Source organism: Nocardia carnea NBRC 14403, from assembly GCF_000308515.1.
GTDB lineage: Bacteria > Actinomycetota > Actinomycetes > Mycobacteriales > Mycobacteriaceae > Nocardia > Nocardia carnea.
In genome coordinates, this window is the sequence record NZ_BAFV01000018.1 from 188,452 (window position 1) to 214,821 (window position 26,370).

The following is a 26,370-nucleotide window of genomic DNA, read 5'->3' on the forward strand; positions in this document are numbered from 1 at the left end:
ATTATAACGATTGGATAACCGCCAATATGAGGGGTGCTCATGTTTCGGTGCGATAAGGACGCACCCTCACCTGCGGGTTCAAACATGAGGGAGGATCATGTTTCGCAGCATTCTGGTACGTCTGTGCATGAATACCGATGGGTAAGTGACGCGCAGGGCGGCAAACGTGAGGGTTCCCTCATGATTTTGTGGAATCCTCGCTGATATCAGGCCGTCGAGCGTGGGATTCCCGCGCGCGGCCGGGGAGCCGGGGAAGTCTCCGCAGACCTGTCGCCACGAGAGAAAGTCGAAGCGTCTTGACGATTAACGAGAGCACCGCGTCCGGTTCCGGATATCGGGTGAACGCGACCGCGGGCCGGACTGTCTCCGAGACGAATCGCACGCCGCTGCTGGACCAGCTGCGCGCAGGCACCCCCTACGCCCTGGCCTTCGGCGGGCAAGGGGCCAGCTGGCTGGGGGAACTGTCCGAAATCGCCCGCGACGCGGCCCTGGAGCCCGACCTGACCGCGCTGGTCAACGAGGCCGCCGCGCTGCTCGAGCCGGTGGCCGATCAGCTGCTCACGGTGCGCCCCGTCGGTTTCGACCCGGTGGCCTGGATGCTCGAGGACGACCTCGCCGACGACGAGACCGAGACCTCGGACGCACCGTCGGAGCGGGTGCTGCGTTCGGCGGCGGTCTCCATGCCGGGCGTGCTGCTGACCCAGCTCGCCGCGCTGCGCGCCCTCCGCTTACAAGGGCTGGACCCGGCGGAGTTCGCGCCGGTCTCGATCGTGGGCCATTCCCAAGGCCTGTTGGCTGCGACCGCGGTCAAAACCTGTGGCCGCCGCGACGCGGAAATGCTGGCCATCGGCCAGCTCGTCGGCGCGGCGGCGGGGCTGGTCGCGCGCCGGCGCGGGCTGATGCCGGTGGGAGAGCGCTCCTCGATGGTCGCGGTATCCAATATCGACCCCGATGAGCTGCGGGCCGTTCTCGACGAGGTGTTCGAGGGCGCCGATCCGCAGTCCGCGGCGGTGCTGTCGATCCGTAACGGGCGTCGCCGGGTGGTGCTCTCGGGTACCCCGGAAGCGCTGCAGCGGGTGCGGCAGCGGTGCGAGCAGCTGAACGCCGAACAGGACCGCGAGCGGGCCGCGAAACAGCGCGGTGGCGCGGTGTTCGCGCCGGTGTTCGAGGACCTGGAGGTGGATGTGGCTTTCCACCATCCGGCGCTGGGCGACACCGTCGATCTGGTCTCCGGCTGGGCCGCGCAGTGCGGGCTCGATACCGAGCTGGCCGGGCAGATGGCGCGCGATATCTTGGTGGAACCGGTCGACTGGGTCGAGACGGTCGACGAGATGGTGAACGCGGGCGCGGAGTGGATCCTGGACCTCGGCCCGGGAGATCTGCTGTCGCGGGTCAGCGGTAGTGCGCTCAAGGGCAGCGGTGTCGGCATGGTCGCGGTGGCGACCCGCGCCGGGCAGCGCAATCTGCTCACCCCGGGCGCGACGCCGGAGGTGGCGCAGCCCTGGACGGCTTTCGCGCCGAAGCCGGTTCGGCTGCCGAACGGGCGGATCGTGGTGGAGACCGCGTTCACTCGGCTCACCGGACGTTCGCCGATCCTGCTGGCCGGTATGACGCCGACCACGGTGGACGCGAAGATCGTTGCGGCGGCCGCCAATGCCGGGCACTGGGCCGAACTGGCCGGTGGCGGTCAGGTGACCGAGCAGATCTTCGCCGACCGTGTCGAAGAACTGAAGGAACTGCTGCACCCGGGCCGGCAGGTGCAGTTCAATTCGCTGTTCCTGGACCCCTACCTGTGGAAACTGCAGCTGGGCGGTAAGCGCCTGGTTCAGAAGGCACGCGCGGCGGGCGCTCCGTTCGACGGTGTGATCGTCACCGCCGGTATCCCGGAGCTCGAGGAAGCCGTCGCGCTGATCGAAGAACTGACCGAGGTGGGGATCAGCCACGTCGCGTTCAAACCTGGCACTGTCGCGCAGATCCGCTCGGTGCTGCGGATCGCCGGCGAGGTGCCCGGCTACCCGGTGATCATGCATATCGAGGGTGGTAAGGCCGGTGGGCACCACTCCTGGGAGGATCTCGACGATCTCCTGCTCGGAACCTATGCCGAACTGCGGACACACGAGAATGTCGTGGTGTGCGTCGGCGGCGGTATCGGAACCCCGGAGCGGGCCACCGAGTACCTGACCGGCGCCTGGTCGGCGGCACACGGCTATCCGGCGATGCCGCTGGACGGTGTGCTGGTGGGCACCGCGGCCATGGCGACCCTCGAGGCGACCACCGCGCCCGAGGTGAAGCAGCTGCTGGTGGACACCCCCGGCACCCCGGATTGGGTCGGCGCCGGAACCGCCAGTGGCGGGATGGCTTCGGGCCGCAGCCAGCTCGGCGCCGATATCCACGAGATCGACAATGCCGCCTCGCGGACCGGTCGGTTGCTCGACGAGGTCGCCGGTGACGCGGACGCGGTGGCGCAGCGGCGCGCGGAGATCGTCGCCGCCCTGGACGCGACCGCGAAACCGTACTTCGGTGATGTCGCGGCCATGACCTACCTCGCCTGGCTCGAGCGGTATGTGGAGCTGGCGGTAGGGCAGGAATGCCGCGCGGATTTCGACTGCGGAAGCGATCTCGGTGACGCGATCACCGCCTCCACCCGCTCGGTGTGGCTGGATATCAGCTGGCGCGACCGGTTCGCGGAGATGCTGCGGCGGGCCGAGGCGCGGCTGGCGCCGGCCGATCGCGGTGAGATCGACTCCCTGTTCCGTGACGAGGATCTGGAGAACCCGGCCGCCGCGCTCGCGCGGCTGGCGGAGCAGTATCCGGCGTCCGGGCAGACCCTGCTGCATCCGGCCGATGTGCCGTTCTTCATCGCGCTGTGCAAGACGCCCGGTAAGCCGGTGAACTTCGTCCCCGTGGTGGACCAGGATGTGCGGCGCTGGTGGCGTTCGGATTCGCTGTGGCAGGCCCATGATCCGCGGTATTCGGCCGATCAGGTGTGCGTTATCCCGGGCACCGTCGCGGTAGCCGGGATCACCCGGGTCGACGAGCCGGTCGGTGAACTGCTGGACCGGTTCGAGCAGGACGCCGCCTACTCACTGGTCCGGGACGGGGTCGTCCCCGCGGCCGTCGACGCGCGCCGGGTCGCCGCGGTGACCGGCGGGCCGATCGATGTGGTGCTCGCGGCACCCGATATGCACTGGTCGGGCCGGGCGACGATGAACCCGGTGCACCGGCTGGGCGATCTGCACGAGTGGACCGTGGACGAGAAGGGTGCGGTGCATCCGCCGACCGGTGCCACGCTCGTGGAAACCGAGGGGCCCGAGGCCGAACATTCGTATGTGGAGCTGTCCGTTCCGCTCGCCGCCGGGCACAGTGTCCGAATCCGGATCACCGTGCCGGTATCGGTGTACAACGGCGGGGCGCCGGTGGTGTCCGAAACCGATGCCGACGCCGCCATGTCGGCCCTGCTGGCCGTCGCTGCCGGGCAGACGCTGCCCGAAGTGAAGGGCAATATCGCGCATATCAATCTGGCGTGGACGCCGGACCTGATCGCCGACCACGCCGGGGTCACCGGGGCCGGACTGCCGGCGAACCTGAGCACCCTCGGCCGCACCGTGCCCGACGTTCTGGTCGGCGCATGCTGGCCGGCGGTGTTCGCGGTACTGGGCGCGTCCCGTACCGAATCCGGTGCCAGCGTGATCGAGGGCATGCTGGACCTGGTGCATCTGGACCATCAGGTCGAACTGCTGCGCGAACTCCCCGACGTCACCAGCATTCTCGTGGTGCGCGCCGAATCCGGGACCGTTGTCGACACCGACCTCGGCCGCGTGGTCGAGGTGAACGTCACCGTCGGCGAGATGCGGGACCAGGGCCTGGATGTGGTGCCGCTGGCCCGGCTCGCCGAACGGTTCGCCATCCGCGGCCGCAGCGGCGCCGGTGAGCTGACCGATCCGCCGCGGGCCGCGGGCACCGTGAGCGCCGAGGCCGGCGAAACCCCGCGGCGCCGCCGCCGGGACGTGACCATGGTCGCGCCGCGCAGTATGGCCGCCTTCGCCGCGGTCTCCGGCGATCACAACCCGATCCACACCAGCGACGCGGCCGCGAAACTGGCCGGTCTGGGCAGTCCGATCGTGCACGGTATGTGGCTGTCGGCCGCCGCCCAGCACGCGGTGTCCGCGGTGGATCCGCAGGCCTCGGTCCCGGCGCGCACGCTCACCGCGTGGACCACCCGGTTCCTCGGGATGGTGCGGCCGGGCGCGGAGATCGACGTGCGGGTCGAGCGGGTCGCCGTCGACGCCGGCGCCGAGATCATCGAGGTTTCCTGCCGGGCCAGCGGGGATCTGGTGATGACCGCGACCGGACGCACCGCCGCGCCGAACACCGTGTACGCGTTCCCCGGGCAGGGCATCCAGAGCAAGGGGATGGGCCTCGATGCCCGAACCCGGTCCAAGGCCGCCAAGGCGATCTGGGATCGCGCGGACAAGCACACCCGGGAAGCGCTCGGCTTCTCCATCCTGGCGGTGGTGCGTGACAACCCGACCTATCTGAAGGCCCGCGGCGTCGAGCACCGGCACCCGGACGGCGTGCTGCACCTGACCCAGTTCACACAGGTCGCGATGGCCACCCTCGGTGTCGCGCAGGTCGCGGAGCTGCGGGAAGCCGGTGCCTTCGTGGAGGGTTCGCTGCTGGCCGGGCATTCGGTCGGTGAATACAACGCGCTCGCCGCGGTCGCGGGAGTGCTGCCGCTGGAGGCCGTGCTCGAGGTCGTGTTCCAGCGCGGGTCGGCCATGCACGAGCTGGTGCCGCGGGATGCGCAGGGGCGCAGTGACTATCGGATGGCGGCCATCCGGCCCTCGCAGATCGGGCTTCCCGACGACGAGGTGATCGATTTCGTCGCCGGTGTCGGCGCGGCGGCCGGGGAATTCCTCGAGGTGGTGAACCTGAACCTGCGCGGTTCGCAGTACGCCATCGCGGGCACCGTGGCCGGTCTGGATGCGCTGGAAGCCGAGATCGAGCGGCGTCGTGAGGAATTCGGCGGTAAACGCGCGTTCATCCTCGTTCCCGGTATCGATGTGCCGTTCCATTCGACCGTGCTGCGCAAGGGTGTGCCGGAATTCCGTGGCAAGCTCGAACAGCTGCTGCCGGCGGAACTGCATCCGGAGGTCCTGGTCGGGCGGTATATCCCGAACCTGGTACCGCGGCCGTTCTCGCTGGAACGCGAGTTCGTCGCCGAGATCGCCGATCTGGTGCCGTCGGAGCCGCTGGCAGCTGTGCTCGCGGACTTCGACTCCTGGTCGCAGCGGCCCAGCGAACTGTGCCGCGTGGTGCTGATCGAACTGCTGGCCTGGCAGTTCGCCAGCCCGGTCCGGTGGATCGAAACCCAGGATCTGCTGTTCGGCGAGCTCGGTGTGGAGCGGTTCGTGGAGGTCGGCCTGGGTGCCACTCCGACCGTGGCCAACCTGGCGAGCCAGACGCTGAAACTGCCCGATTTCACCACCGCCACCGTGGAAGTCCTCAATATCGAGCGTGAGGCGGCGGTCGTGTACTCGACCGATACCGATCCGGCGCCCGTGGACGAGCCGGTCGAGGAGGTCGCCGAGGCGCCCGCCGCGGCTGCTGCCCCGGCTGCCGCACCTGCCGCCCCCGCGCCGGCGGCCACCGGTGGACCGCGGCCGGACGATATCGCCTTCACCGCGGCGGATGCGACCAGGGTGCTGATCGCGCTGTGGACCAAACTCCGCCTCGACCAGATCGGCCCCGTCGACACCATCGAGGGTCTGTGCGACGGTGTGTCCTCACGTCGTAACCAGCTGCTGGTCGACCTGGGCTCCGAGCTGTCGCTCGGTGCGATCGACGGCGCCGCCGACGCCGATATGGGTGCGCTCTCCGCGACCGTCGAACGGCTGGCCCGCACCTACAAGCCGTTCGGCTCGGTGCTCAGCGATGCCATCGGCGATCACCTCCGCAAGGTGTTCGGGCCGTCCGGTAAACGTCCGGCCGCGATCGCCGAACGCGTGAAGAAGGTCTGGGAACTCGGTGACGGCTGGGCCAGCCATATCACCGCCGAGGTTTCGCTGGGGACCCGCGAAGGCGCCAGTGTGCGCGGCGGTGACCTGGGCGGTCTCGTTTCCGGGACGCTCAGCGACGGTGCGTCCGTGGACGCCGCCGTCGACGCGGCCGTCCAGGCCGTGGCGGCACGCCGCGGGGTCTCTGTCGCGCTGCCCGCGGCCGGTGGATCCGCCGGCGGCACCGTGGACGCCGCCGCGCTCGGCGAATTCACCGAACAGATCACCGGTAAGGACGGTGTGCTGGCCTCGGCCGCCCGCCTGGTGCTGGAGCAGCTCGGCCTGGACGAGCAGGTCTCCGCGGTGGAAACCACCGAAGACGGCCTGGTCGATCTGGTTTCGGCGGAACTGGGGTCGGACTGGCCGCGACTGGTCGCCCCGGCCTTCGACGCCCGCAAGGCGGTGCTCATCGACGACCGGTGGGCCACTGCCCGCGAAGACCTGGCCCGGTTGTGGCCGGGGGACGACGCGGAAACCGCGCAGCAGCCGGTGGACGGATTCCGCGGTGCCGGTGAAGCCGTTGCCGCGCAAGCCGACTGGTGGCGGCAGCGGGCCGTGCACGAGGCCCGTTCGGTACTGGCCGGCCACTACGAGCGGATCGCCACCGCGGCCCGGGACGAGGCCGGCGCGGGCGAATGGACCGGCGAGATCGCCGTGGTCACCGGCGCCAGCAAGGGTTCCATCGCCGCCGCGGCGGCCGGTCGCCTGCTCGGCGGCGGCGCGACCGTGATCGTCACGACCTCCCGCCTCGACGACCACCGGCTCGGTTTCTACCGCGACCTCTACCGCGCGAACGCCCGCCAGGGCGCGGCTCTGTGGGTGGTCCCGGCGAATATGGCCTCCTACACCGATATCGACGCACTGATCGACTGGGTCGGCACCGAACAGGTCGACAATGCCGGTGGCGCGAAGGTCAAAACCAAGGACGCGTTCACCCCGACTCTGCTGCTGCCGTTCGCGGCGCCGCGGGTGGCCGGTGACCTCTCCGATGCCGGCGCGCGCGCCGAAATGGAGATGCGGGTCCTGCTGTGGTCGGTCGAGCGGCTGATCGGTGGGCTGTCCAAGCTGGGCGCCGATCACGATGTCGACGCGAAACTGCATGTGGTGCTGCCCGGTTCGCCCAACCGTGGCCTGTTCGGTGGCGACGGTGCCTATGGTGAGGCCAAGGCCGCACTCGATGCCGTGGTCGCGAAATGGCGGGCGGAGAAGACCTGGGCGGCCCGGGTCACCCTGGTGCATGCGCTGATCGGCTGGGTCCGCGGTACCGGGCTGATGGGCCATAACGACCCCATGGTCGAGGCCGTGGAAAAGGCCGGTGTGCGGACCTGGTCGACGGGCGAGATTGCCGACGAACTGCTGAAATGGGCCACCGGCGAGGCGCGTTCGGTGACCGAATCGGGTCCGCAGCAGATCGACCTCACCGGTGGGCTGGCCGAGGCGAAGCTCGATCTGCCCGAACTGGCACGGCAGGCGCAGGAGGCCGCGGATGCCGAGGCGGGTGAGGTGACCGAGGAATCGGACGCCTTGCGGATATCCGCGCTGCCCGCACCGCCGACCCTGACCTCCGCGCTGCCGGTTCCCGAATGGGGCACGGTGACCACCGATCTCACCGATATGGTCGTGATCGTCGGCGCCGGCGAACTCGGACCCTACGGTTCCGCGCGCACCCGCTTCGAGATGGAGGTCTCCGACGAACTGTCGGCGGCCGGCGTCCTGGAGCTGGCCTGGACGACCGGCATGGTGGTCTGGGAGAACGAGCCGAAACCGGGCTGGTACGACACCGAATCCGGTGACTACGTACCGGAGGCCGAACTGGCCGAGCGGTATCACGATGCCGTCGTCGAACGCTGTGGAATCCGGCGGTACGCCGACGACGCCGCCATGGTCGACAACAGCAGCCCGCTGATGACCTCGGTGTTCCTCGACCAGGATCTGTCGTTCACCGTCGGCAGCGAAGCCGAGGCGCGGGCATTCCATGAGGCCGCGCCGGAGCATACGGTGATCACCCCGATCGCCGGCTCCGGTGACTGGACGGTGACCCGTAAGGCAGGCACCGAGATCCGGGTGCCGCGGCGCGCGAAACTCTCGCGCACCGTCGGTGGCCAGATCCCGACCGGCTGGGATCCCACGGTGTGGGGTATCTCCGCCGATATGGCGTCCTCGATCGACCGGGTCGCCCTGTGGAATATCGCCTGCACCGTCGACGCGTTCGTCGGGTCCGGCTTCGATCCGTCCGAACTGATGAGCTGGGTGCATCCCAGCCTGGTGGCCAACACCCAGGGCACCGGTATGGGCGGGATGTCCTCGATGCGCTCGCTCTACATCGACAATCTGCTCGGCGAACCGCGGCCGAACGATATCCTGCAGGAAGCGCTGCCGAATGTGGCGCTGGCGCACGTGGTGCAGTCCTATGTGGGCAGTTACGGCGCCATGGTGCATCCGGTGGCGGCGTGCGCCACGGCCGCGGTATCGGTCGAAGAGGGCGTCGACAAGATCAAGCTCGGTAAGGCCGAGGTGGTCGTGGCCGGTGGTTTCGACGATCTCGGTATCGAGGGCATCGTCGGGTTCGGTGATATGTCCGCGACTGCGGATTCGGCGGCCATGAGCGCCAAGGGCATCAGCGACCGCTACTTCTCCCGCGCCAACGACCGCCGCCGCGGCGGGTTCGTGGAATCGCAGGGCGGTGGCACGGTACTGCTGGCCCGCGGTGATGTCGCACTCGAAATGGGTCTGCCGGTGCTCGGTGTGGTGGCCTACGCGCAGTCCTTCGCCGACGGCGTGCACACCTCCATTCCGGCGCCCGGACTCGGCGCGCTCGGTGCGGGCCGGGGCGGGCGGGAATCCCGTTTCGCCGCCGAACTGCGCAAACTCGGTGTCGGCCCGGACGATATCGCGGTGATCTCCAAGCACGACACCTCCACAGCGGCCAACGATCCCAACGAATCCGAACTGCACGAGCGGCTGGCCGCGGCGATCGGCCGCTCCGACGGCGCCCCGCTGTTCGTGGTCTCGCAGAAGAGCCTCACCGGGCACGCCAAGGGCGGTGCGGCCGCCTTCCAGCTCATCGGCCTGTGCCAGGTGCTGGAAAACGGTGTGCTGCCGCCCAACCGCAGCCTCGACTGTGTGGACGACAAGATGCGCGAATACTCGCATCTGGTGTGGTTGCGCGAGGCGCTGCGGTTCGGCGACCGGTTCCCGCTCAAGGCCGGCCTGGTGACCTCGCTCGGCTTCGGGCATGTCTCCGGCCTGCTCGCGGTGGTGCATCCGCAGGCGTTCGTGCAGGCGATCGAACCGGCCCGGCGCGACGAGTACCAGCGCCGGGCGCAGGAACGGCAGCTGGCCGGCCGCCAGCGCATCGTCGAGGCGATGTGCGGCGGGGCCGCGCTCTACGAGCGGCCGGCCGACCGGCGGTTCGGTGGCGACGGCACCCCGGCCGCACAGGTTCGCGGCCTGGAAGCCGAGATGCTGCTGTCCGAGACCGCTCGACTCGGGGACGGGATCTACCAGGTCGACGGCGCCGGTTGCGAGACCGGCCGGTTCGTCGGCGGCGATACCGATGCCGCCGCGGCCGGTACCCCGTAGGCTGCGCCACTGTGACGATCCTCGGAATCGGCTTGGACTTGGTAACCATCTCCGAGTTCACCGAACAACTGGAACGGGCCGGAACCACCATGCTCCGGGAAAGTTTCACCGCCGGTGAGCGGCGTTACTGCCAGAGCAAGGCCACCGACCCGGCCCGCAGTTACGCGGCGCGGTGGGCGGCGAAGGAGGCCGTGCTCAAAGCCTGGGCCTCCTCCCGCTTCGCCCGCCGCCCGCAGATCGGCGACAACCCGTACCCGCTGATCGAAGTGGTGAACGACGCCTGGGGCAGGCCGAGCATCAAACTGCACGGCCTGGCCGCGGAATTCCTGCCACGGGTGCGGGTACACCTATCGCTCACCCACGACGGGGACACGGCGGCCGCCATGGTGGTGCTGGAGGACCCGGGTGAGCTGGCCGACCTGATCGAAGGCCGCTCGCCGGAGAACTGAGCGCCGTCACCGGAACAACGAAAGGCCCGGAGTGTCCGTCACTCCGGGCCTTTCGTGTCGGCGGTCGACCGCTGGAGAGCGCCGGTCCGCGGGCGGGCCGAATACGTCGAGTGCGGGTGATTCAGCCCTGACTGGCGGTGCGGGATTCTTTCTCCGCGACCAAAAGATAGGCGACCATCAGCCGTTTGAGTTCGGCGACCGCGTCGGCATGGCTCTGTTCGTCCTGTACCGAGAAATTCATCATCGAATACACCACGTGCACCAGCACCTCGGCCATCATGGTGCGCCGGGCGCGGGGAGTGCGCGGGGTGAGCGGCCGCAGCATCTGCGAGACGACCTCGGCGAATTCCTTTTCGTGGATGGCGCCGGTGGCCCGGGTGGACGGGGTGGACTGCATGGCCAGCCACACCTCGCGGCGGGACGGGTCGGTCATCCACAGGCTCGCCAGATGATCGACGAACTGGTTCATATGCCGCAACCAGTCCAGCGACGGGATCTCGCCGTGGAAATCGGCCAGTTCCTGCGATACCGCGACCAGGTCCTGCCGGTTCAGTTCGCAGACGATGACGTACTTGTTGGCGAAGAACTGGTACAGCGTTCCGATCGGCACTTCGGCCCGGGCGGCGACCTCTTCACAGGTGAACGATTCGAAACCCACCTCGACCAGAAGTTCCCGGGATGACTGCAGCAGCGCGTCGAACTTCCGCTTACTGCGCTCCTGGGTCGGACGCCGCCGCGGCATGAGTTCCTGCGGATCGTCCTGCAGTTCCAATTCCAGCGCAGGGTCCGGACGCCGTTTCACTGTGGCCTCCGTACGTACGTTCACATGTCCCAGGCTAGCGGTAGGTCGAAGGTGGTGGTGGGAGAGTACGGAATGTGACGGCGAGTCTGTCATGTCTCACCACCGGCACACCACCGATCCGGGGCCCGCAACACGCCTCGCGGGCGCCGGATCGGCCGGGAGTCCGGCTCAGTTGCGGGTCTTGCGGTGGAAGAGAACCAGGGCGATGCCGTAGCACACCACGGCGATGGAGCCCCACCAGACGACCGCGAGTACCGCGCTGTTGCCGATCGGGGTCCCGACGAGCAGGCCGCGCAGGGTTTCGATGACCGGTGTCACCGGCTGGTGTTCGGCGAAACCGCGCAGCCAGTCCGGCATGGTCTCCGGCGGAACGAAGGCGCTGCTGACGTAGGGAATGAACATCGCGAAGATGGTGAATCCGTTGGCGGCCTCCGGACTACTGGCGAGCAACCCGAAGCACGCCGACATCCAGGAGAGCGCCACCACCACCAGTGCCAGGAGTGCCGCGGCGGCGAGCCAGCGCAGCGGATCGGCGGTCGGCCGGAAACCGATGGCCAGGGCGACGATCACCACCACCGCGGTGGCCAGGATATTGCGCAGCAGACTTTCGGTGATGTGTCCGGTGAGGAACGACGAGCGGCTGATCGCCATGGTGCGGAAGCGGTCGACGATACCTTCGGCGATATCGACCGAAACACTGATCGCCGTGGTCGAGGCGCCGAAACAGGCGCACATCAGCACGATCCCGGGCACCACGTAATCGACGAAGGCGCCGCCGACATCCATCGCCCCGCCGAAGACGTAGACGAACATGAGCAGGATCATGATCGGCAGCGCGAGGGTGCTGATCAGCGCGTCGGGACTGCGCATCGTATGACGGAGATTGCGGGCCGTCATTGTTGCCGCATCCTGTGCGGCGTGGGTGAGGGTGGTCACGTCAGTGGCTTTCTGTGAGTGGGAAAGCGCGCGGGTCGCTATGCGGCCGGTACGGCTTCGGCGGGACGGCTGGTCAGTGCGAAGAAGACATCGTCGAGATCCGGGGTGTGCACGCTGAGCCGTTCGACGGTGATATCGAGTGCGGCGAACTCGTCCAGCAGATGTTTGAGATGGGTGACCTGCCCGTCGGACGGGACCTGCAGGGTGAGTTCGTCCGGATCGGTTTCCGGGAAACCGGTCACGCGCGCCGCGGCGGCCAGGTTCGCGCGGTCGGCGAAGCGGAAGACGATATGGCCGCCGGGGGTGAGTTGTTTGAGTTCGGCCGGGGTTCCGTCCGCGACGATGCGGCCGTCGTACAGGACCGCGATCCGGTCGGCCAGTTGATCGGCTTCCTCCAGGTACTGGGTGGTGAGGAAAACCGTCACGCCGTCGTCGACCAGTTCCCGGATGACCTGCCAGAGTTCGCGGCGGCTACGCGGGTCCAGCCCCGTGGTGGGTTCGTCGAGGAAGACCACCTCCGGGCGCCCCATCAGGCTCATGGCGAGGTCGAGGCGGCGGCGCATACCGCCGGAGTAGGTGCTCGCGGGCCGTCCGGCGGCTGCCACGAGATCGAAGCGTTCCACGAGCTCGGTGGTGCGCCGGCGGACTTCCGACCGGCTCAGATGCAGTAGCCGGCCGACCATGTGCAGGTTCTCGGTGCCGGTGAGCACTTTGTCCAGTGCGGCGTACTGGCCGGTGACGCCGATGGCGGCTCGGACTCGGTCCGGTTCGTGCGCTACGTCGTATCCGGCGACCCGGGCGGTTCCGTCGTCCGGACCGGTCAGGGTCGCCAGGATGCGCACCATCGTGGTTTTCCCGGCGCCGTTGGGGCCGAGGAGGGAGAACACCGTTCCGGGCGCGATATCGAGGTCGATACCGGCGAGGACCCGGTGGTCGCCGAAGGATTTGCCGAGGCCGGCGAGGGAAATGGCAGGTGGGGCGGTCATAGTGGGCTCCGTTCGTAGAACTGTATGCCGGATAAACTGTATATGGCATATATTCTGATTAGAGAGTACACAGTTTGAAGCGGGGCGCAAGGACGGCGGGGAACGCGGTGGTAGGAAGGGGAGGGCGCCAGAGGGCCGGCCGCTGTCCGGCCGGCCTGCCGACCACCGCGAACCCGGTCGCGGAAACCGACGGAAGGAATCCAGATCGATGCCGAGCGCAGCGGACAATGGACCGGCCACGGCCGTCCCCGAAGGGACAGCGGCCGCGGCGGATACCGAACGGCCGCTCCCGAAATCGATCGAGCTCATGTGGGGCCTGGCGCCGGCCGGAACTCGGGGGCCCCGTCGCGGGCTGAGCCTGGAGCAGATCGTGGACGCCGCGATCGAACTCGCCGACGAGGAGGGGTTCGCCGCACTGTCGATGAACAAGGTCGCCGAGCGCCTCGGGTTCACCGCGATGTCGCTGTACCGCTATGTCGACAGCAAAGCCACCCTGGTGGAGATTGCACTGGACCGGGTGCTGGGGACACCTCCGGAGACTGCGCCCGGCACCCCGTGGCGGGCGGTGCTACACGAATGGGCGTGGGCGGAGTACCGGCTGATCGCCAAGCATGCGGGCTGGCTCAGTGTGCGGATGACGGCACCGCCGCTGGGACCGAACAACATGGCATGGCTGGAGGCGGGCCTGTCGGCGCTCGGGCAGACGCGGGTGCCGGAACCGATCAAATTGCAGCTGGTGGTGAACCTGACGCTGTTTGTGATCGGCCGGGCCCGTTTGGTCGCCGAAATCGACCCGGGTAACCCGGAATCCGAGGGTGATTGGGACATTCTCGAACGCGTGATCGACCCCGAACGTTTCCCCGCCGTCACGGCCGTCGTGCGAGCTCAGGCATTCGAACAGGACGGAGAAAACTGGGAGGATCTGTTCTTCGAACGCAGTCTGGAGCTGCTGCTCGACGGCTACGAGCGCCTGGTCGAGTCCTACGACTGATCGCCCGGGAACACGTCCCCGCCGGATCGCCCTCATCGATGAACCGAAAGCAAGCGCGATCCGGTCCGGGCTGGGCACCGGTTTCGCGGCGTCCTGGATGCGGCAGCCTCCGGCGGGTTCGATCGAACGCACGGTCGTCGCAAGGTCGGTGCTGCCCGATGCGGACCCGGCCGTGACGGGTCGGCGGCGGGCGCTCACTGCCGGCGCCGGATGGGCGCCGGCGGATGCTGCGCCGTGTCCGCGGCTACACCGAAAGGTCGCGGCGTAGTTTGGCGACGTGGCCCGTGGCACGCACGTTGTACTGGGCGACTTCGATTCTGCCTTCGGCGTCGACGAGGAAGGTCGACCGGATGACGCCGGTCACCTTCTTGCCGTACATGGTCTTCTCGCCGAACGCGCCCCATTCGGTGAGGACCTTGCGTTCGGGATCGGACAGCAGCGGAAAGTTGAGCCGTTCGGCATCCCGGAATTTGGCGAGTTTGGCCGGTTTGTCGGGGGAGATCCCGATCACCGCCAGGCCTGCTTCGTTCAATTCACCGAGATTGTCCCGGAAATCGCACGCCTGCTTGGTGCAGCCGGGCGTGCTCGCAGCGGGGTAGAAATACACCACGACTTTGCGGCCGCGGTAATCGGCCAGCGATACCTCGTTGCCGTCCGCGTCGAGAAGAGTGAAATCGGGTGCCGGATCGCCCGGGGAGAGTCGATGGTTTTCGGTCACACTCGCACCGTAACCGAACCCTGTGACTCGCGGACCCGGACTCGGTGGGCGTCGAGCGGACAGCGGTCGCGGTGACCCCGGATACACTCGTGCGCGAACCCTGGCGCGCCGCGGTGACAAACCGCGACCCAGGGGTGATCATCGGCCGCCGGTGGACGCGGCAGACCAGGTACAGGAGGCGTGAAGGTGGCAAAGGAAACCGAGCGGATCGAACAGGAGATCGAGGCCGCGCGGGAGCGGTTGGCCGGCACCCTGGACGAGATCGCGGTGCGGGCCGATCCGCAGCGGATCGCCGAGGGCACCAAACAGCTGGCGCTGGCCAAGATGAGCGAGCCCAAGGTGAAGTACAGCCTGATCGGTGCGGGCGTGCTGCTCGCGGGTGCGGTGCTGTTCAAGATCCTGCGCTGAACACCGCAGACGACAACGCCCGGTGACGGAAAACTCCGTCACCGGGCGTTTGTGCGCAGTGGGATCGAATCAGACGGTGGGGCAAGCGAACCCGTCGCCGTCCGGATCCAGGTGCGGGGCGAACCCGGGCTCACCGCGGAAGATCGGCGCCCGACCCGCGGCGCGCGCTTCGTCACAGTTCTTGAAGGCGCCACCGGCGGAACCGGTCTGCGCCAGCTGCGCCGAACCGGTGGCACCGAGCAGGGCGTCCACCGTAGAGGAGCCGGTGCCCGCCAACGGAGGGAGGGCCTGTGCGGAACCGGCGCCCACAACGGGAGCGGCCAGGAGAGTCAGCCCCGCGGCGGCGGCGCTGACATAGAGCTGGCGTACGTTCATGAATTCCTCTATGTCTGCTGGGGGGGGTGGATCATGCGTCCGAACGGAGAACGCGCGGCTACCACTGTTGTGAGGCCCGCCTCGATTGTCAACTCGTATGGCCTGGATAAGACATGGAGAAATCGCGGCCGGGGCTGGGTACTCCCCGGTTGCCGCGACGAGGTGCGCCGCGGTCGCGAAGCCCGCCCGAACAGCGGCGGAATTCGCTGGAGACCACACATTGTGATAGGGATGCATGCTATGTCCGAGGCTCGCTCTTCGCTGCTGTCAATCGATCCCCACAGGGCCCGGCGGATAAGTCGATAGGTCGGAGAGAGCAGTTGTTGCGAATCAAAGACCGTGACGCAGCCGAGCCATCTCCGGCAGCGCAGCCCGGTACCCCCGCCCGTTCGGCCGATTACCGGCTCGACCTCGATGGTCTCCGCGGTATCGCGATCGCCCTGGTAGTCGCCTTCCACGTCTGGTACGGCAAGGTTTCCGGCGGCGTCGATATCTTCCTGGTCCTGTCCGGGTTCTTCTTCACCGGAATGTTGCTGCGGCGGGTGGAACGCACCGGCGTGGTCGACGCGCGGCAGGTCGCCACGCGTACGGCACGGCGGCTGCTGCCCGCCCTCATGGTCGTGCTCGCCGCGGTGGGCGTCGCCACCATTGCGACCAAGCCGTACTCGACCTGGGGCGATATGTCGGGGCAGACGATGGCCTCGGCCCTCTACTACCAGAATTGGTACCTCGCGCAGGCTGCGGAGAGTTATCTGGCCGCCGATCCCTCGGTGAGTCCGCTGCAGCATCTGTGGTCGATGGCGGTCCAGGGACAGTTCTATGTGGCCATTGTTGTGCTGCTGGGACTGGTCGCGTGGGTGTGCCGGCGCTTCGGCTCGCCGGGTGCGGTGCGGCCCGCGATCGTGGCGCTGTCTGTGCTGCTGGGTGCCGCCTCGTTCGTCTACGCCACCGTCTGGATGACGGTGTCGCAGGAGTGGACCTATTACGACAGCGCCGCCCGCGCCTGGGAGTTGCTGACCGGCGCCCTGCTGGCCGCGGCGCTACCGTGGCTGCGGCTCGGGGCCGGCCGGATCGGGCGGTCCCTGGCGGCCTTGCTCGCGGTCGGTGGCCTCGTCGCCGTGCTGGTTTGCGGTCTGCTGTTCGACGGCGCCCGCCAGTTCCCGGGGCCGGCCGCATTGTTCCCGGTCGGCGCCGCGGTCGCGTTGATCATCGCCGGGATCCGCACGGAGAGCGGGCAGCAGCCGATCGTCAACCGGCTGCTCGCGACCCGGCCGATGGTCGAACTCGGCGCCATCGCGTATTCCCTGTATCTGTGGCACTGGCCACTGCTCATCTACTACCTGGTGCAGGCCGGGAAACCGCATGCGGGACTAGACGGCGGGCTGCTGGTCATCGGGGCCTCGCTGATTCTCGCCGTGATCACCAACAAGTTCATCGAGGAACCACTACGAGTGCGTTCGGGCGCAACTGTGACGACCCCGGTCTGGCGGCGCCGTGTCCCCGGTGTCGCAGTGAGCCTGGTCGGGGTGTTGGTCCTGGGCGCTTGCGTTTCCTGGCAGGTAGTGGTCGCCCGGACTCCTTCCCAGCCGGTCGAGGCGCTACCGGTGAACGAATATCCGGGTGCCGAGGCATTGTTCGCCGGTGCCGAGGTGCCGGTGGCGAAGCTGCGGCCCTCGATCCTGGAGGCCTCCAACGACCTCCCGGCACCCACCCGCGACGGCTGTATCTCCGACTGGTTCAACAAAGAAGTGACGACCTGCACCTACGGGGATCCCAACGGTTCACGCACCATCGCCATGGTCGGAAATTCCCATGCCGAGCATTGGATGCCCGCCATGGACGCACTGGCGAAAGTCCACGACATCAAAGTGGTCGTGTACCTGAAGATGGGCTGTTCGCTCAATATCCGCGACGACGCCCAATACCGAGGTCTGGATATCTCCGATTGCCGTGATTGGTCCCGCGCGGTGGTCGACATCCTGGCCGCCGATCCGCCGGACTGGGTCTTCACCACTGCCACGGCCCCGATCTGGCCCAGCGGAGGCGACGCGGTACCTGCCGAATACCTCGATGTGTGGGCGGCGCTGGCCGAACGCAACCTGAACGTGCTCGCCATCCGTGACACGCCCTGGCTGCGCAGCCCGACCGGAGTGCGCTACAGCGCCGTGGACTGCCTGGCCGCCGGTGGGGACAGCGCGACCTGCGGTATGTCGCGTACGGCGGCGCTGGCACCGGTGAATCCCGCCCTGATCCATGCGGCGGCGTTCCCGAATATGCGCCTGCTGGATCTCACCGATTCGGTATGCGGACCGGAGATCTGCCGGGTGGTCGAAGGCAACGTGCTGGTGTACCACGACGAACACCATCTCAGCGCCAGCTATGCACGCACCCTCGCCCCGGAACTGGAACGGCAGATAGGTATCGCCACCGGCTGGTGGTGAGGTGCGCTCACCGGCTGGGGTAGATACATCCACCGGCTGGGCGTGAGGTGCGCCGGCCGGCTGGTGTGCGGGACATCCACGAACCGGTGGTGAGCAACAGACAAGCCCCCGATAAGCCCCTCACCACGGGGTTATCGGCGGCTTCACCCACAGGAGCTTCTCCTCACGGTGGGGTCGTCGCGCGGCCGGGTGGTCGGGGTTACGTTCGGCCCAGGCCGCCTTCTCGTCCAGGAGCCCGGCCACCGACCGCCAGGTCTCCGCGGTGCTGGGCGGGTTGACCCCCGCCGCGCGCGCCAGCTTGCGCCGCACCGGGTCGGGCAGTTCGAGTAGTTCGGAACCGGTGATCGCCCGGTCCCACAGATATCCGGCCAGCTGCCGCGATTTGGCGGCCCGGCCGGCCTCCGCGGCCGGAGAATGCGCGTAATCGGCCATACACAAGTGTAAGTGGGCTTCGGAGAGCACTGCGCAGTGCCGCGTTGGACAGCGCTGCGCGGTGCCTGGACAGCACTGCGCGGTGCCGCGTTTTCACACGACACCGCGCACCCACGCCATTGTGGGGTTCCCCCTGGCCACGCTCGCGGACAGTGGTACGCGCCGTTGCGTCCACGATGTGCCCACACCGATGACCAAGCTGTAGTTGTGCCCCCCGCGACCGCCCGTCGTAACCAACGGTGGTCCCGCGTTCAACAGGCTCTCGCCGAACCCCAACGCAACCAACGGCGGCACCTAGTTCAACAAGGCCCCTCCCCGAACCCCGACGCAACCGCGGTGGTGCCGAGTCCAGCAAGGCCCTTCCCCGAAACCCCGACGCAACCAACGGTGCTGCCGAGTTCAGCGAGGCCCTGAGAGGTTTTGGCCCGTCCCTGCTGTCAGTGCTCGATGCGATGCGGCGCAGCCGCGAGCATCGAGTGCTGACAGCAGGGACCAAGGGGGGCCAAAACCCCGCGCCGACGGAGTCGGCGCCAATAACTCAGTACGCGCTGTTGACGTTGTCCATCGAGCCGTACTTGTGGGCGGCGTAGTTGCAGGCCGCCACGATGTTCGAGACCGGGTTCCAGACGTCGAACGGGGTGCCGGCTACGTGGTACGCGGCGAAGGTGGGGTCGATCACCTGGAGCAGGCCCTTGGAGGGGATGCCCGCGATGGCGTTCGAGTCCCAGAGGTTGATGGCGCCGGGGTTACCCGAGGATTCGCGCAGGATGTTGCGCTGGATGCCTTCGTAGCTGCCCGGGATGCCGTTCGCGTGCATGACGTCGAGGGCCTGGCGGATCCAGCCGTCGAGGTTGTTGGGGTAGACCGGGGCGGGAGCCGGTGCCGGTGCGGGGGCGGGCGCCGGGGCCGGCGCGGGAGCCGGGGCGGGTGCGGGAGCCGGGGCCGGTGCGGCGGCGGCAGGCTCCACCTTCGGTGCGGGGGCTGCTGCTGCGACCTCGGCCACGGCAGGCTTCTGCTCGGCGACCATCGCGACCTTGGTGGGCGCGCTGTTGTCGGCCATGGAGACCGCGGAGGACGCGGTGACGGCGACGACACCGGCAGTGGCGAGCACAAAGCCCATCGCTTCGCGTTTGGTGCGACGGCGCAGGCTGGAGAAACGGTGGTTGTACATGAGCGGATTCGGTCCTTGATCGGTCTCGGGATCCGGCCCGGTTCGGGCAGCACGGATCTTCGGTGGCGACCGGTGGGTCGCGACCTGAAAACATGACTGTGCTGTTGTCGGGTTTTGTTGTGTGACACCGAACGCAGGCCGGTTCGGGTCCGGAAGGCGCATCCGCGGTGCCGGGTGGTTTCCCGGGCCGCCGCGCCGGCGGATCTCCACCTCCCGGTGGAGTAGAGTGGTTCGGGTTCGGCCGTCGCCATACCGTGTCGGTATTCATCTACGGCGCTGTGCCGGGCTGGTCCGGCCGGTTGTTTCCAACCCGGCGTTCACAATCTCGCGGAGCAGTCGAACCTCAGGTCGTTTCCGACCGGATCTCAGAATGGTCACGGCAGGTGAACAGCAGGTGAACGGAACCTGAGAAAAAAACGAGGCCGATCTTGAACGGTGAAATGAACGTGTTCCGGTATCGCCTCGACCTGGGGGAATGTCTTTAAACGTCATGTGGTGCACGACACAAAACTTTTGCCGGTACACCCTGGATTCAGGTTCTCGTGACGGTTCCGTAATGGGAAAACCGGCGGATCCGCCGGCGCCGAACCGTGCATCTCGGCAGGTGTACGGCCGTTTCTCGCCCGGGCGGGGGCCGGGGGGTGGTCATCGCCGCGTACGCAATGGTGTGATGAGGTCCGGCAGGCCCCGCGCCGCGCCGGGGTCCGGATGGATATCGGAAAGAGAGCCCGCGATGGACTCGACGACGAGTTACCCGCAGTTGTTCAGCCCGCTCCAACTGGGCGGCACCACACTGCGGAACAGGGTGGTCATGGGATCGATGCATACCGGCCTGGAGGACCGGGCCTGGGATGTGAACCGCCTGGCCGCCTACTTCGCCGAACGGGCACGCGGCGGGGTCGGGCTGATCATCACCGGCGGCTACGCTCCCAATCGCACCGGATGGCTGCTGCCGTTCGGCGCGAAGCTGACCAGCCGCACCGAGGCCTATCGGCACCGCGCCGTCACCCGCGCCGTGCACGACGCCGGCGCGAAGATCGCACTGCAGATCCTGCACGCGGGGCGCTACGCCTATGTGCCGGGCAGCGTTTCCGCCTCCTCGATCAAGGCGCCGATCAACCCGTTCCGGCCGCGCGCGCTCTCGGACCGCGGGGTCCGGCGCACCATCGACGATTATGTGCGCTGCGCCGAACTGGCTCGATTCGCCGGTTACGACGGGGTCGAAATCATGGGCGGCGAAGGCTATTTCATCAACCAGTTCCTTGCGCCGCGGACCAACCACCGCACCGATCGCTGGGGTGGGTCTGCGGTGAACCGGCGCCGGCTGGCCGTGGAGATCGTGCGCCGGACCCGTGCCGCCGTCGGCCCGGATTTCCTGATCATCTTCCGGTTGTCGATGGCCGAACTCGTCGAGAACGGCCAGAATTTCACCGAAATCGTCGAGCTGGCACAGGAACTCGAGGCGGCGGGGGTCAGTGTCCTCAACACCGATATCGGCTGGCACGAGGCACGGGTGCCGACCATCGTCACCTCGGTGCCGCGGGCGGCCTTCGTCGAATTCACCGCCAAGATCACCGCGGCGGTGGATATCCCGGTGTGCGCGTCGAACCGGATCAATATGCCCGAAATCGCCGAGGAGATCCTGACCCGCGGCGATGCCCAGCTGATCTCCATGGCCCGGCCGCTGCTGGCCGATCCGGAATGGGCGAACAAGGCGGCAGCGGGCCGGGGCGACGAGATCAATACCTGTATCGCCTGCAACCAGGCCTGCCTCGATCACGCTTTCCAGCGCAAGACGGTGTCCTGTCTGCTCAACCCGCGGGCCGGCCACGAAACCGAACTCGTGCTGGCGCCCACCCGGCGCGCGAAACATATCGCGGTGGTGGGTGCCGGGCCGGCGGGCCTGTCGGCCGCGGTGAACCTGGCCGAGCGCGGGCACCGGGTCGAGTTGTTCGAAGCGCTGGACCGGATCGGGGGACAGTTCGATATCGCCCGGCGTATCCCCGGCAAAGAGGAATTCGACGAATCCATTCGCTATTTCACCCGCCGGCTGGAGGTGACCGGGGTGCGGGTGCACCTGAACACGAAGGTCACCGCCGCCGCATTGCGCACCGGCGGGTACGACGAGGTGGTGCTGGCCACAGGGGTCCGGCCGCGGCTTCCCGATATCCCGGGAATCGACCATCCGATGGTCCTGTCCTACGCGGAACTGGTTCGTGAGCAGAAACCGGTCGGGGCGCGGGTCGCCGTGATCGGGGCGGGCGGAATCGGATTCGATGTGAGCGAATACCTCACCGTGGAAGGTCATCCCACGCTGAAACCGGACGAATGGAAACAGGAATGGGGGGTGGACACCGACGACGAGCAGCTGCGCGGTCAATTACGTGCCGCCCGGCCGGGGCCGGCGGCACGTGAGGTCGTTCTGCTGCAGCGCAAGGACACACCATTCGGCAAAGGGCTGGGTAAGACGACGGGCTGGGTACACCGGGCCGCGCTGAAAGCCAAAGGGGTGCAGCAGATCGGCGGCGTCAACTACGAGCGGATCGACGACGACGGGTTGCATATCAGCTTCGGTCCGCAGCGAGCGCGGCCCCGGGTGGTCCGGGTCGACAACGTGATCGTCTGCGCAGGCCAGGAATCGGTCCGTGACCTCGAATCCGACCTTGCCGCCGCCGCGATGACCGTACATGTGATCGGCGGGGCGCAGCTGGCCGCCGAACTGGATGCCAAACGCGCCATCGACCAGGGCACGAGATTGGCCGCCGTGCTCTAGGCGTATACCGCAGGTCGCCTCGAACCGGATCGCGAAATTCCCTTTTTCCGAAAGGGGTTGCGCGGTAAGGTCTCGTCCTTGTGTCCGGACGAGGTGGGGTGAGAGTGCTCGCTGCCGTGGCCGATCTCACGGGATCTGTGCCCGTCTACTGGCGTCTGCTCGTGGCCGGGTTCCGGCGGCAGTGGCACTACAAACTGGCGATGTTCGCCGGACTGTTCACCAACTCCGTATTCGGATTCGTTCGCGCCTCGGTGATGGTCGCGGCCGTCGGCGCCACCGGCGGGTTCGCCGGATATGACGCCGGTAGCATCGGCGCCTATGTCTGGATCTCGCAGGGTCTCCTCGGTAGCCTGCAGTTCTTGTCCGCGGAACACGAACTCGGCGAACGGATCCGCTCCGGGGATATCGTCGTCGATTTCCTGCGGCCCGTCGATGTCCAGCTGAGCAATCTCGCCACCGATCTCGGACGAGGCCTCTGCGCCTTGATCCCGCGCCTGGTGCCGAGCCTGCTCATCGGTTCGCTCACCTTCGGCCTGATGCTGCCCGGTACGCCGGCGTCCTATCTACTCGGTGCCCTGAGCCTCCTGCTGGGGATCGCGATTTCCTGCCTGGCTCTGTTCGCGTTGACCACGGTGGGTTTCTGGGTGGTGGAAACCCGCGGTATCCGAACCCTCTACCAGACCTGCGGGCCCTTTCTCGCGGGCCTCTTCGTTCCGGTGCACGTCTTCCCGGATTGGTTGAAGACATTCGCCAACGCGACGCCCTTCCCGTCGATGCTGCAGGTGCCGGTGGATGTGCTGTCCGGACGGGTCGTCGGCTGGGCCGCGGTGCAGGTGGTCGGAACGCAGATCTTCTGGCTGCTGGCCGTGGGCGCGCTGGGGCGTGTACTGCTGGCGGCGGGCAGGCAGAAGATGGAGGTCCAGGGTGGTTGAGACCGCACTGTCCGCCATACCGCGGCGGCCCGGCCCCGCCGGATCCCGCTGGGCGCCGTACGCCGCGGTGCTGAATTCGCGCATCCGGGCGCAGCGTTCGTACCGGCTGTCCTTCGCCGGCGAAATCCTGGCGGCGACGCTGCTGGGTCTCGTGGAATTCGCCGAGGTATGGCTGATCTTCCGGCAGGCAAAAGTGCTGGGCGGCCTGGATATGGATGCCGCGCTCCTGCTGTTCGGGCTCAGCAATCTCGCGTTCGCCTCGGCCCAGCTCGTCTGCGGTCATCTGGACAAGCTGCCCACCCTGATCCGGCTCGGGATGTTCGATATCTATCATCTGCGCCCGCAGCCGGTGCTGTTACAGCTGATCACCAGCGATTTCTCGCTGCGCCGGCTGGCACGGGGCGGTGTCGCCCTGATCGTGCTGGCAGCCGGGTTGGTGCGCAACGATATCGAATGGTCCGTGGGCACGGTGGTGCTGCTTGCGCTGACCGTCGTCAGCGGCGCAGTCCTGTTCGCGGGCCTGTTCGTGGTGGCCGCGGGCTGCCAGTTCTTCCTGATCGACGGCGCGGAGCTGACCAACAGCTTCACCTACGGCGGATCCTTCGCGGCAACCCAGCCCGCCTCGGTGTTCCCCACTCCACTGCGGATCCTGTTCTGCGTCGCGATACCGGTCGCCTTCACTGCCTACTTTCCGACGCTGGCCGTCCTGGGGCTACCGGGTCCGGACGGGCTACCGTCCTGGCTCGCCTGGTGCGTACCGCTGGCGGCGGGCTGGGCGTGGCTGCTGGCGGCGGTGATGTGGCGACTGGGCACCCGGCACTATCAGAGCGGCGGTGGATGAGATGGGAGATCGGTGATGGCCGGGGCGGATTCGATCATCGAAGTCGAGGAACTGACGCGAGAGTTCGTCAGGTACCGGCGCGACGGCACCTGGCGGCGGCCCAGGCGTGAGGTCGTCACGGCGGTGGACGCGATGAGCTTCCGGGTCGAACGGGGCGCGGCGGTCGGCTATATCGGTGCCAACGGGGCCGGGAAATCGACCACCATCAAGATGCTCGCCGGCATCCTCGTGCCCACTTCCGGCACGGTGCGCACCTGCGGGCTGGAACCGATCCGGCGGCGCCGGGAACTGGCCGGCCGGATCGGTGTGGTGTTCGGGCAGCGCTCTCAGCTGTGGTGGGACCTGCCGCTGCGCGAATCGTTCACGATCCTGGCCGCCATCCACCGCTTGGATCCCGTGGCCGGCCGGGCTCGTACCGCGGAACTGGTCGACCAACTGGAAATGGGGGACACCCTCGATACACCCGTCCGGCAGTTGTCGCTGGGGCAGCGGATGCGCGCCGAGATCGCGGCGGCGCTGCTGCATTCCCCGGAACTGATCGTGCTCGACGAGCCGACCATCGGCCTGGATGTCCTGTCCAAACAGCGGCTGCGCGAATTCCTGCGGGCCGAACGGCTCGAACGGGGCACCACACTATTGCTCACCACACACGATATGGGGGATATCGAGCGGCTCTGCGATCGCGTACTGGTGGTGGACCACGGGCGGCTCGCCTACGACGGGTCGCTGCCCGGCCTGGGCGCGATGGTGGGTGCACAGCGGGTTCTGATCGTCGATCTCACGATGCCGGCGCCGCCACTGCGCGATCTACCCGAGGTGCAGTTACTCGGCTGCGAAGCAGACGGAATGCGGCAGCGGCTCGCCTTCGACGCCGATACCACCACCGCCGCGCAGCTACTGGCCGAGGTCTCGGCTCGCGCCGAGGTTCGTGATCTGTCCATCGAAGAACCCGATATCGAGGACATCGTGCGGCGGCTGTACGAAACCGCTCGCTGAAACAGTCGAGGCGCCGGTCCCGGGGGACCGGCGCCTCGACGCTGCGGTACATGGATGGGGGACGGCTCTGCGGGTCACACTTCGCTACCCACTCCGCCCGAGTTCTCACATCTCCGCGTTGCCGGCCTTCCATTCCGGCCACGGGATGTTCCAGTCACCCAGACCGTCGACCCCGGACAGGGTGCCGCCCACCGTGTTCTTCACGATCGCGAGATCGCCGCGTTTGGCGTTGTTGAACACCCATTGGGCATCGGCCGGGCTCAGATTCAGACAACCGTGACTGGTGTTCGTATTGCCCTGGGCGCCCAGCGACCACGGCGCCGAATGGAAAAAGATCCCGCTGTAGGACATCCGGGTGGCCCACTCCACATCGGTGCGATAGCCGTCGGCCGAGTTCACCGCGACCCCGTACGTGGAGGAATCCATCACCATCTCCGCGTGCTTGTCGGCGATGATGTAGATGCCGTTGTCGGTGGGAGTGTCGGCCTTGCCCATGGATGTCGGCATCGTGCGGATGACCTGGCCGTTGCGCTCCACCGTCACCATCTTGGTGTTGTCGTCGGCGGTGAAGATCACCGCGTCACCCACCACGAAATGCGAGTGGATATCGTTCTGGCCGTACAGGCCGTTGCCGAGATCCTTGCCGTAGACGTTCACATCGATGTTCACCCGGGTGCCGGGCGCCCAGAAATGTTCGGGCCGCCACCGGACCTCGCGGCTGTTCACCCAGTAGAAGGCGCCCTCCACCGGCGGTTCGGTCCTGATGGTGATGGCGTCCTGCGCGGCCTTGCGGTCGGGGATGTTCTCGTCGAACTGGATCGCCACGGGCTGGCCGACCCCGACGACTTCGCCCTCACCGGGGGTGAGGTACGGCTTGGTGACATTGCCGGGCGCCGTGGTGGTGAAGCTCATACCGGCGGTGGCTGCGCCACCGAGGCCGATGGACCTGGCCTGCAGACGGTAGGTCTTGCTGTAGCCGAGGGCTTCGGTGGTCGCCCAGCTGCGGCCGTCTTCCGAAAGCTTCCCGGCCACCGGCTGGTTCTCCGGATTCAGCAGAGTCACATCGGTGAACAAACCGTCGCTGATCTCGAACTTCATCGGAGTCGCCGGAGAAACGCCGATATCGCCGTCCTTGACGGGAGCGACCAGTTTGGGCTTGATGAGTTCGGTGATGGGGTTGCGGTCGATGGCTACGGTGCCCTCCGCTGCCTCCGACGAAGAACATCCGGTCAACACCATCGCCAGTAAGGCGACCAGGACCATCGGTCCGAAAACCCAACCGATCGGCCTGCGCCGACCACCTATACGCATATCAACCCCGTTTCAAGTCCCGGCACACCCGCTACGCGCCGATGGCTTCGGATCCGACCGATTACTGCTCACCTCGACCCACCGCAGCGGCGGGATCGGTCGAGACCACGTCCAACATTCTGCCAGCCGTGCCGAAGTGATCCCAACCGTCGAGCATCGCTTCCGGCTCC

The 26,370-nt window shown here is 67.6% G+C and carries 17 protein-coding genes; 9 read left to right on the top strand and 8 right to left on the bottom strand.

The window, feature by feature from the left end; all coding sequences use genetic code 11:
* The first annotated feature begins 296 nt into the window (after positions 1–296).
* Together ON22_RS06250 and acpS are read left to right on the top strand one after the other, a co-directional pair.
* On the top strand, positions 297–9,638 hold the full coding sequence (locus ON22_RS06250) for a type I polyketide synthase (RefSeq protein WP_033246000.1): 9,342 nt from the start codon (positions 297–299) through the stop codon (positions 9,636–9,638).
* Positions 9,639–9,649: 11 nt separating this feature from the next.
* Positions 9,650–10,087, top strand: coding sequence for a holo-ACP synthase AcpS (gene acpS, locus ON22_RS06255; protein WP_033246001.1), 438 nt, complete (start codon positions 9,650–9,652; stop codon positions 10,085–10,087).
* A gap of 121 nt (positions 10,088–10,208) precedes the next feature.
* Here acpS and ON22_RS06260 read toward each other — a convergent pair whose 3' ends face one another.
* The 3 genes from ON22_RS06260 to ON22_RS06270 form a co-directional block, all read right to left on the bottom strand.
* Positions 10,209–10,829 (bottom strand): TetR/AcrR family transcriptional regulator, encoded by a 621-nt coding sequence (locus ON22_RS06260; RefSeq protein WP_081595377.1) that lies wholly within the window; start codon positions 10,827–10,829, stop codon positions 10,209–10,211.
* 228 nt (positions 10,830–11,057) lie between these two features.
* Complete coding sequence (locus ON22_RS06265; protein WP_033246080.1) at positions 11,058–11,786, bottom strand: ABC transporter permease; 729 nt, start codon at positions 11,784–11,786, stop codon at positions 11,058–11,060.
* Between the two features lie 77 nt (positions 11,787–11,863).
* Positions 11,864–12,811 (bottom strand): daunorubicin resistance protein DrrA family ABC transporter ATP-binding protein, encoded by a 948-nt coding sequence (locus ON22_RS06270; RefSeq protein ID WP_033246002.1) that lies wholly within the window; start codon positions 12,809–12,811, stop codon positions 11,864–11,866.
* 208 nt (positions 12,812–13,019) lie between these two features.
* Here ON22_RS06270 and ON22_RS06275 point away from each other — a divergent pair, with 208 nt between their 5' ends.
* Positions 13,020–13,802 (top strand): TetR/AcrR family transcriptional regulator, encoded by a 783-nt coding sequence (locus tag ON22_RS06275; protein ID WP_231508694.1) that lies wholly within the window; start codon positions 13,020–13,022, stop codon positions 13,800–13,802.
* A 244-nt stretch (positions 13,803–14,046) separates the two neighbouring features.
* Here the strand turns inward: ON22_RS06275 and bcp are convergent, their stop codons facing one another.
* Complete coding sequence (gene bcp, locus ON22_RS06280; protein ID WP_033246003.1) at positions 14,047–14,520, bottom strand: thioredoxin-dependent thiol peroxidase; 474 nt, start codon at positions 14,518–14,520, stop codon at positions 14,047–14,049.
* Positions 14,521–14,706: 186 nt separating this feature from the next.
* On the opposite strand from bcp, the gene ON22_RS06285 reads away from it, so the two are divergent.
* A complete protein-coding gene (locus ON22_RS06285) occupies positions 14,707–14,928 on the top strand; it encodes a DUF3618 domain-containing protein (protein WP_033246082.1) in 222 nt (73 codons plus the stop codon).
* 69 nt (positions 14,929–14,997) lie between these two features.
* On the opposite strand, the gene ON22_RS06290 is transcribed toward ON22_RS06285, so the two are convergent.
* Positions 14,998–15,303 (bottom strand): excalibur calcium-binding domain-containing protein, encoded by a 306-nt coding sequence (locus ON22_RS06290; protein ID WP_033246004.1) that lies wholly within the window; start codon positions 15,301–15,303, stop codon positions 14,998–15,000.
* A gap of 323 nt (positions 15,304–15,626) precedes the next feature.
* On the opposite strand from ON22_RS06290, the gene ON22_RS06295 reads away from it, so the two are divergent.
* Positions 15,627–17,744, top strand: coding sequence for an acyltransferase family protein (locus ON22_RS06295; RefSeq protein ID WP_033246083.1), 2,118 nt, complete (start codon positions 15,627–15,629; stop codon positions 17,742–17,744).
* 120 nt (positions 17,745–17,864) lie between these two features.
* On the opposite strand, the gene ON22_RS06300 is transcribed toward ON22_RS06295, so the two are convergent.
* Entirely contained in the window at positions 17,865–18,176 is a 312-nt protein-coding gene (locus tag ON22_RS06300; protein WP_033246005.1) for a hypothetical protein, read from the bottom strand.
* 538 nt (positions 18,177–18,714) lie between these two features.
* Positions 18,715–19,347: a transglycosylase SLT domain-containing protein gene (locus ON22_RS06305; protein WP_033246006.1), complete on the bottom strand. Its 633-nt coding sequence runs from the start codon at positions 19,345–19,347 to the stop codon at positions 18,715–18,717.
* A gap of 733 nt (positions 19,348–20,080) precedes the next feature.
* On the opposite strand from ON22_RS06305, the gene ON22_RS06310 reads away from it, so the two are divergent.
* The 4 genes from ON22_RS06310 (at position 20,081) to ON22_RS06325 (ending at position 24,889) form a co-directional block, all read left to right on the top strand.
* Complete coding sequence (locus ON22_RS06310) at positions 20,081–22,120, top strand: NADPH-dependent 2,4-dienoyl-CoA reductase (protein ID WP_033246007.1); 2,040 nt, start codon at positions 20,081–20,083, stop codon at positions 22,118–22,120.
* Positions 22,121–22,224: 104 nt separating this feature from the next.
* Complete coding sequence (locus tag ON22_RS06315) at positions 22,225–23,052, top strand: ABC transporter permease (protein WP_051157210.1); 828 nt, start codon at positions 22,225–22,227, stop codon at positions 23,050–23,052.
* Positions 23,045–23,893: an ABC transporter permease gene (locus tag ON22_RS06320; protein WP_231508695.1), complete on the top strand. Its 849-nt coding sequence runs from the start codon at positions 23,045–23,047 to the stop codon at positions 23,891–23,893. The genes ON22_RS06315 and ON22_RS06320 overlap by 8 nt, the downstream gene beginning before the upstream one ends.
* 15 nt (positions 23,894–23,908) lie before the next feature.
* A complete protein-coding gene (locus tag ON22_RS06325; protein WP_033246008.1) occupies positions 23,909–24,889 on the top strand; it encodes an ABC transporter ATP-binding protein in 981 nt (326 codons plus the stop codon).
* A 105-nt stretch (positions 24,890–24,994) separates the two neighbouring features.
* On the opposite strand, the gene ON22_RS06330 is transcribed toward ON22_RS06325, so the two are convergent.
* Positions 24,995–26,200 carry a L,D-transpeptidase gene (locus tag ON22_RS06330; protein ID WP_033246009.1) on the bottom strand — a complete coding sequence of 402 codons (1,206 nt, stop codon included), beginning with the start codon at positions 26,198–26,200 and terminating at the stop codon, positions 24,995–24,997.
* Positions 26,201–26,370 lie beyond the last annotated feature (170 nt).

Coding starts and splice junctions, on each gene's coding strand:
- ON22_RS06260 (WP_081595377.1), bottom strand. CDS start 10,829: ATGCCGCGGCGGCGTCCGACCCAGGAGCGCAGTAAGCGGAAGTTCGAC.
- ON22_RS06265 (WP_033246080.1), bottom strand. CDS start 11,786: ATGACGGCCCGCAATCTCCGTCATACGATGCGCAGTCCCGACGCGCTG.
- ON22_RS06270 (WP_033246002.1), bottom strand. CDS start 12,811: ATGACCGCCCCACCTGCCATTTCCCTCGCCGGCCTCGGCAAATCCTTC.
- ON22_RS06275 (WP_231508694.1), top strand. CDS start 13,020: ATGCCGAGCGCAGCGGACAATGGACCGGCCACGGCCGTCCCCGAAGGG.
- ON22_RS06290 (WP_033246004.1), bottom strand. CDS start 15,303: ATGAACGTACGCCAGCTCTATGTCAGCGCCGCCGCCGCGGGGCTGACT.
- ON22_RS06300 (WP_033246005.1), bottom strand. CDS start 18,176: ATGGCCGATTACGCGCATTCTCCGGCCGCGGAGGCCGGCCGGGCCGCC.
- ON22_RS06305 (WP_033246006.1), bottom strand. CDS start 19,347: ATGTACAACCACCGTTTCTCCAGCCTGCGCCGTCGCACCAAACGCGAA.
- ON22_RS06310 (WP_033246007.1), top strand. CDS start 20,081: ATGGACTCGACGACGAGTTACCCGCAGTTGTTCAGCCCGCTCCAACTG.
- ON22_RS06325 (WP_033246008.1), top strand. CDS start 23,909: ATGGCCGGGGCGGATTCGATCATCGAAGTCGAGGAACTGACGCGAGAG.
- ON22_RS06330 (WP_033246009.1), bottom strand. CDS start 26,200: ATGCGTATAGGTGGTCGGCGCAGGCCGATCGGTTGGGTTTTCGGACCG.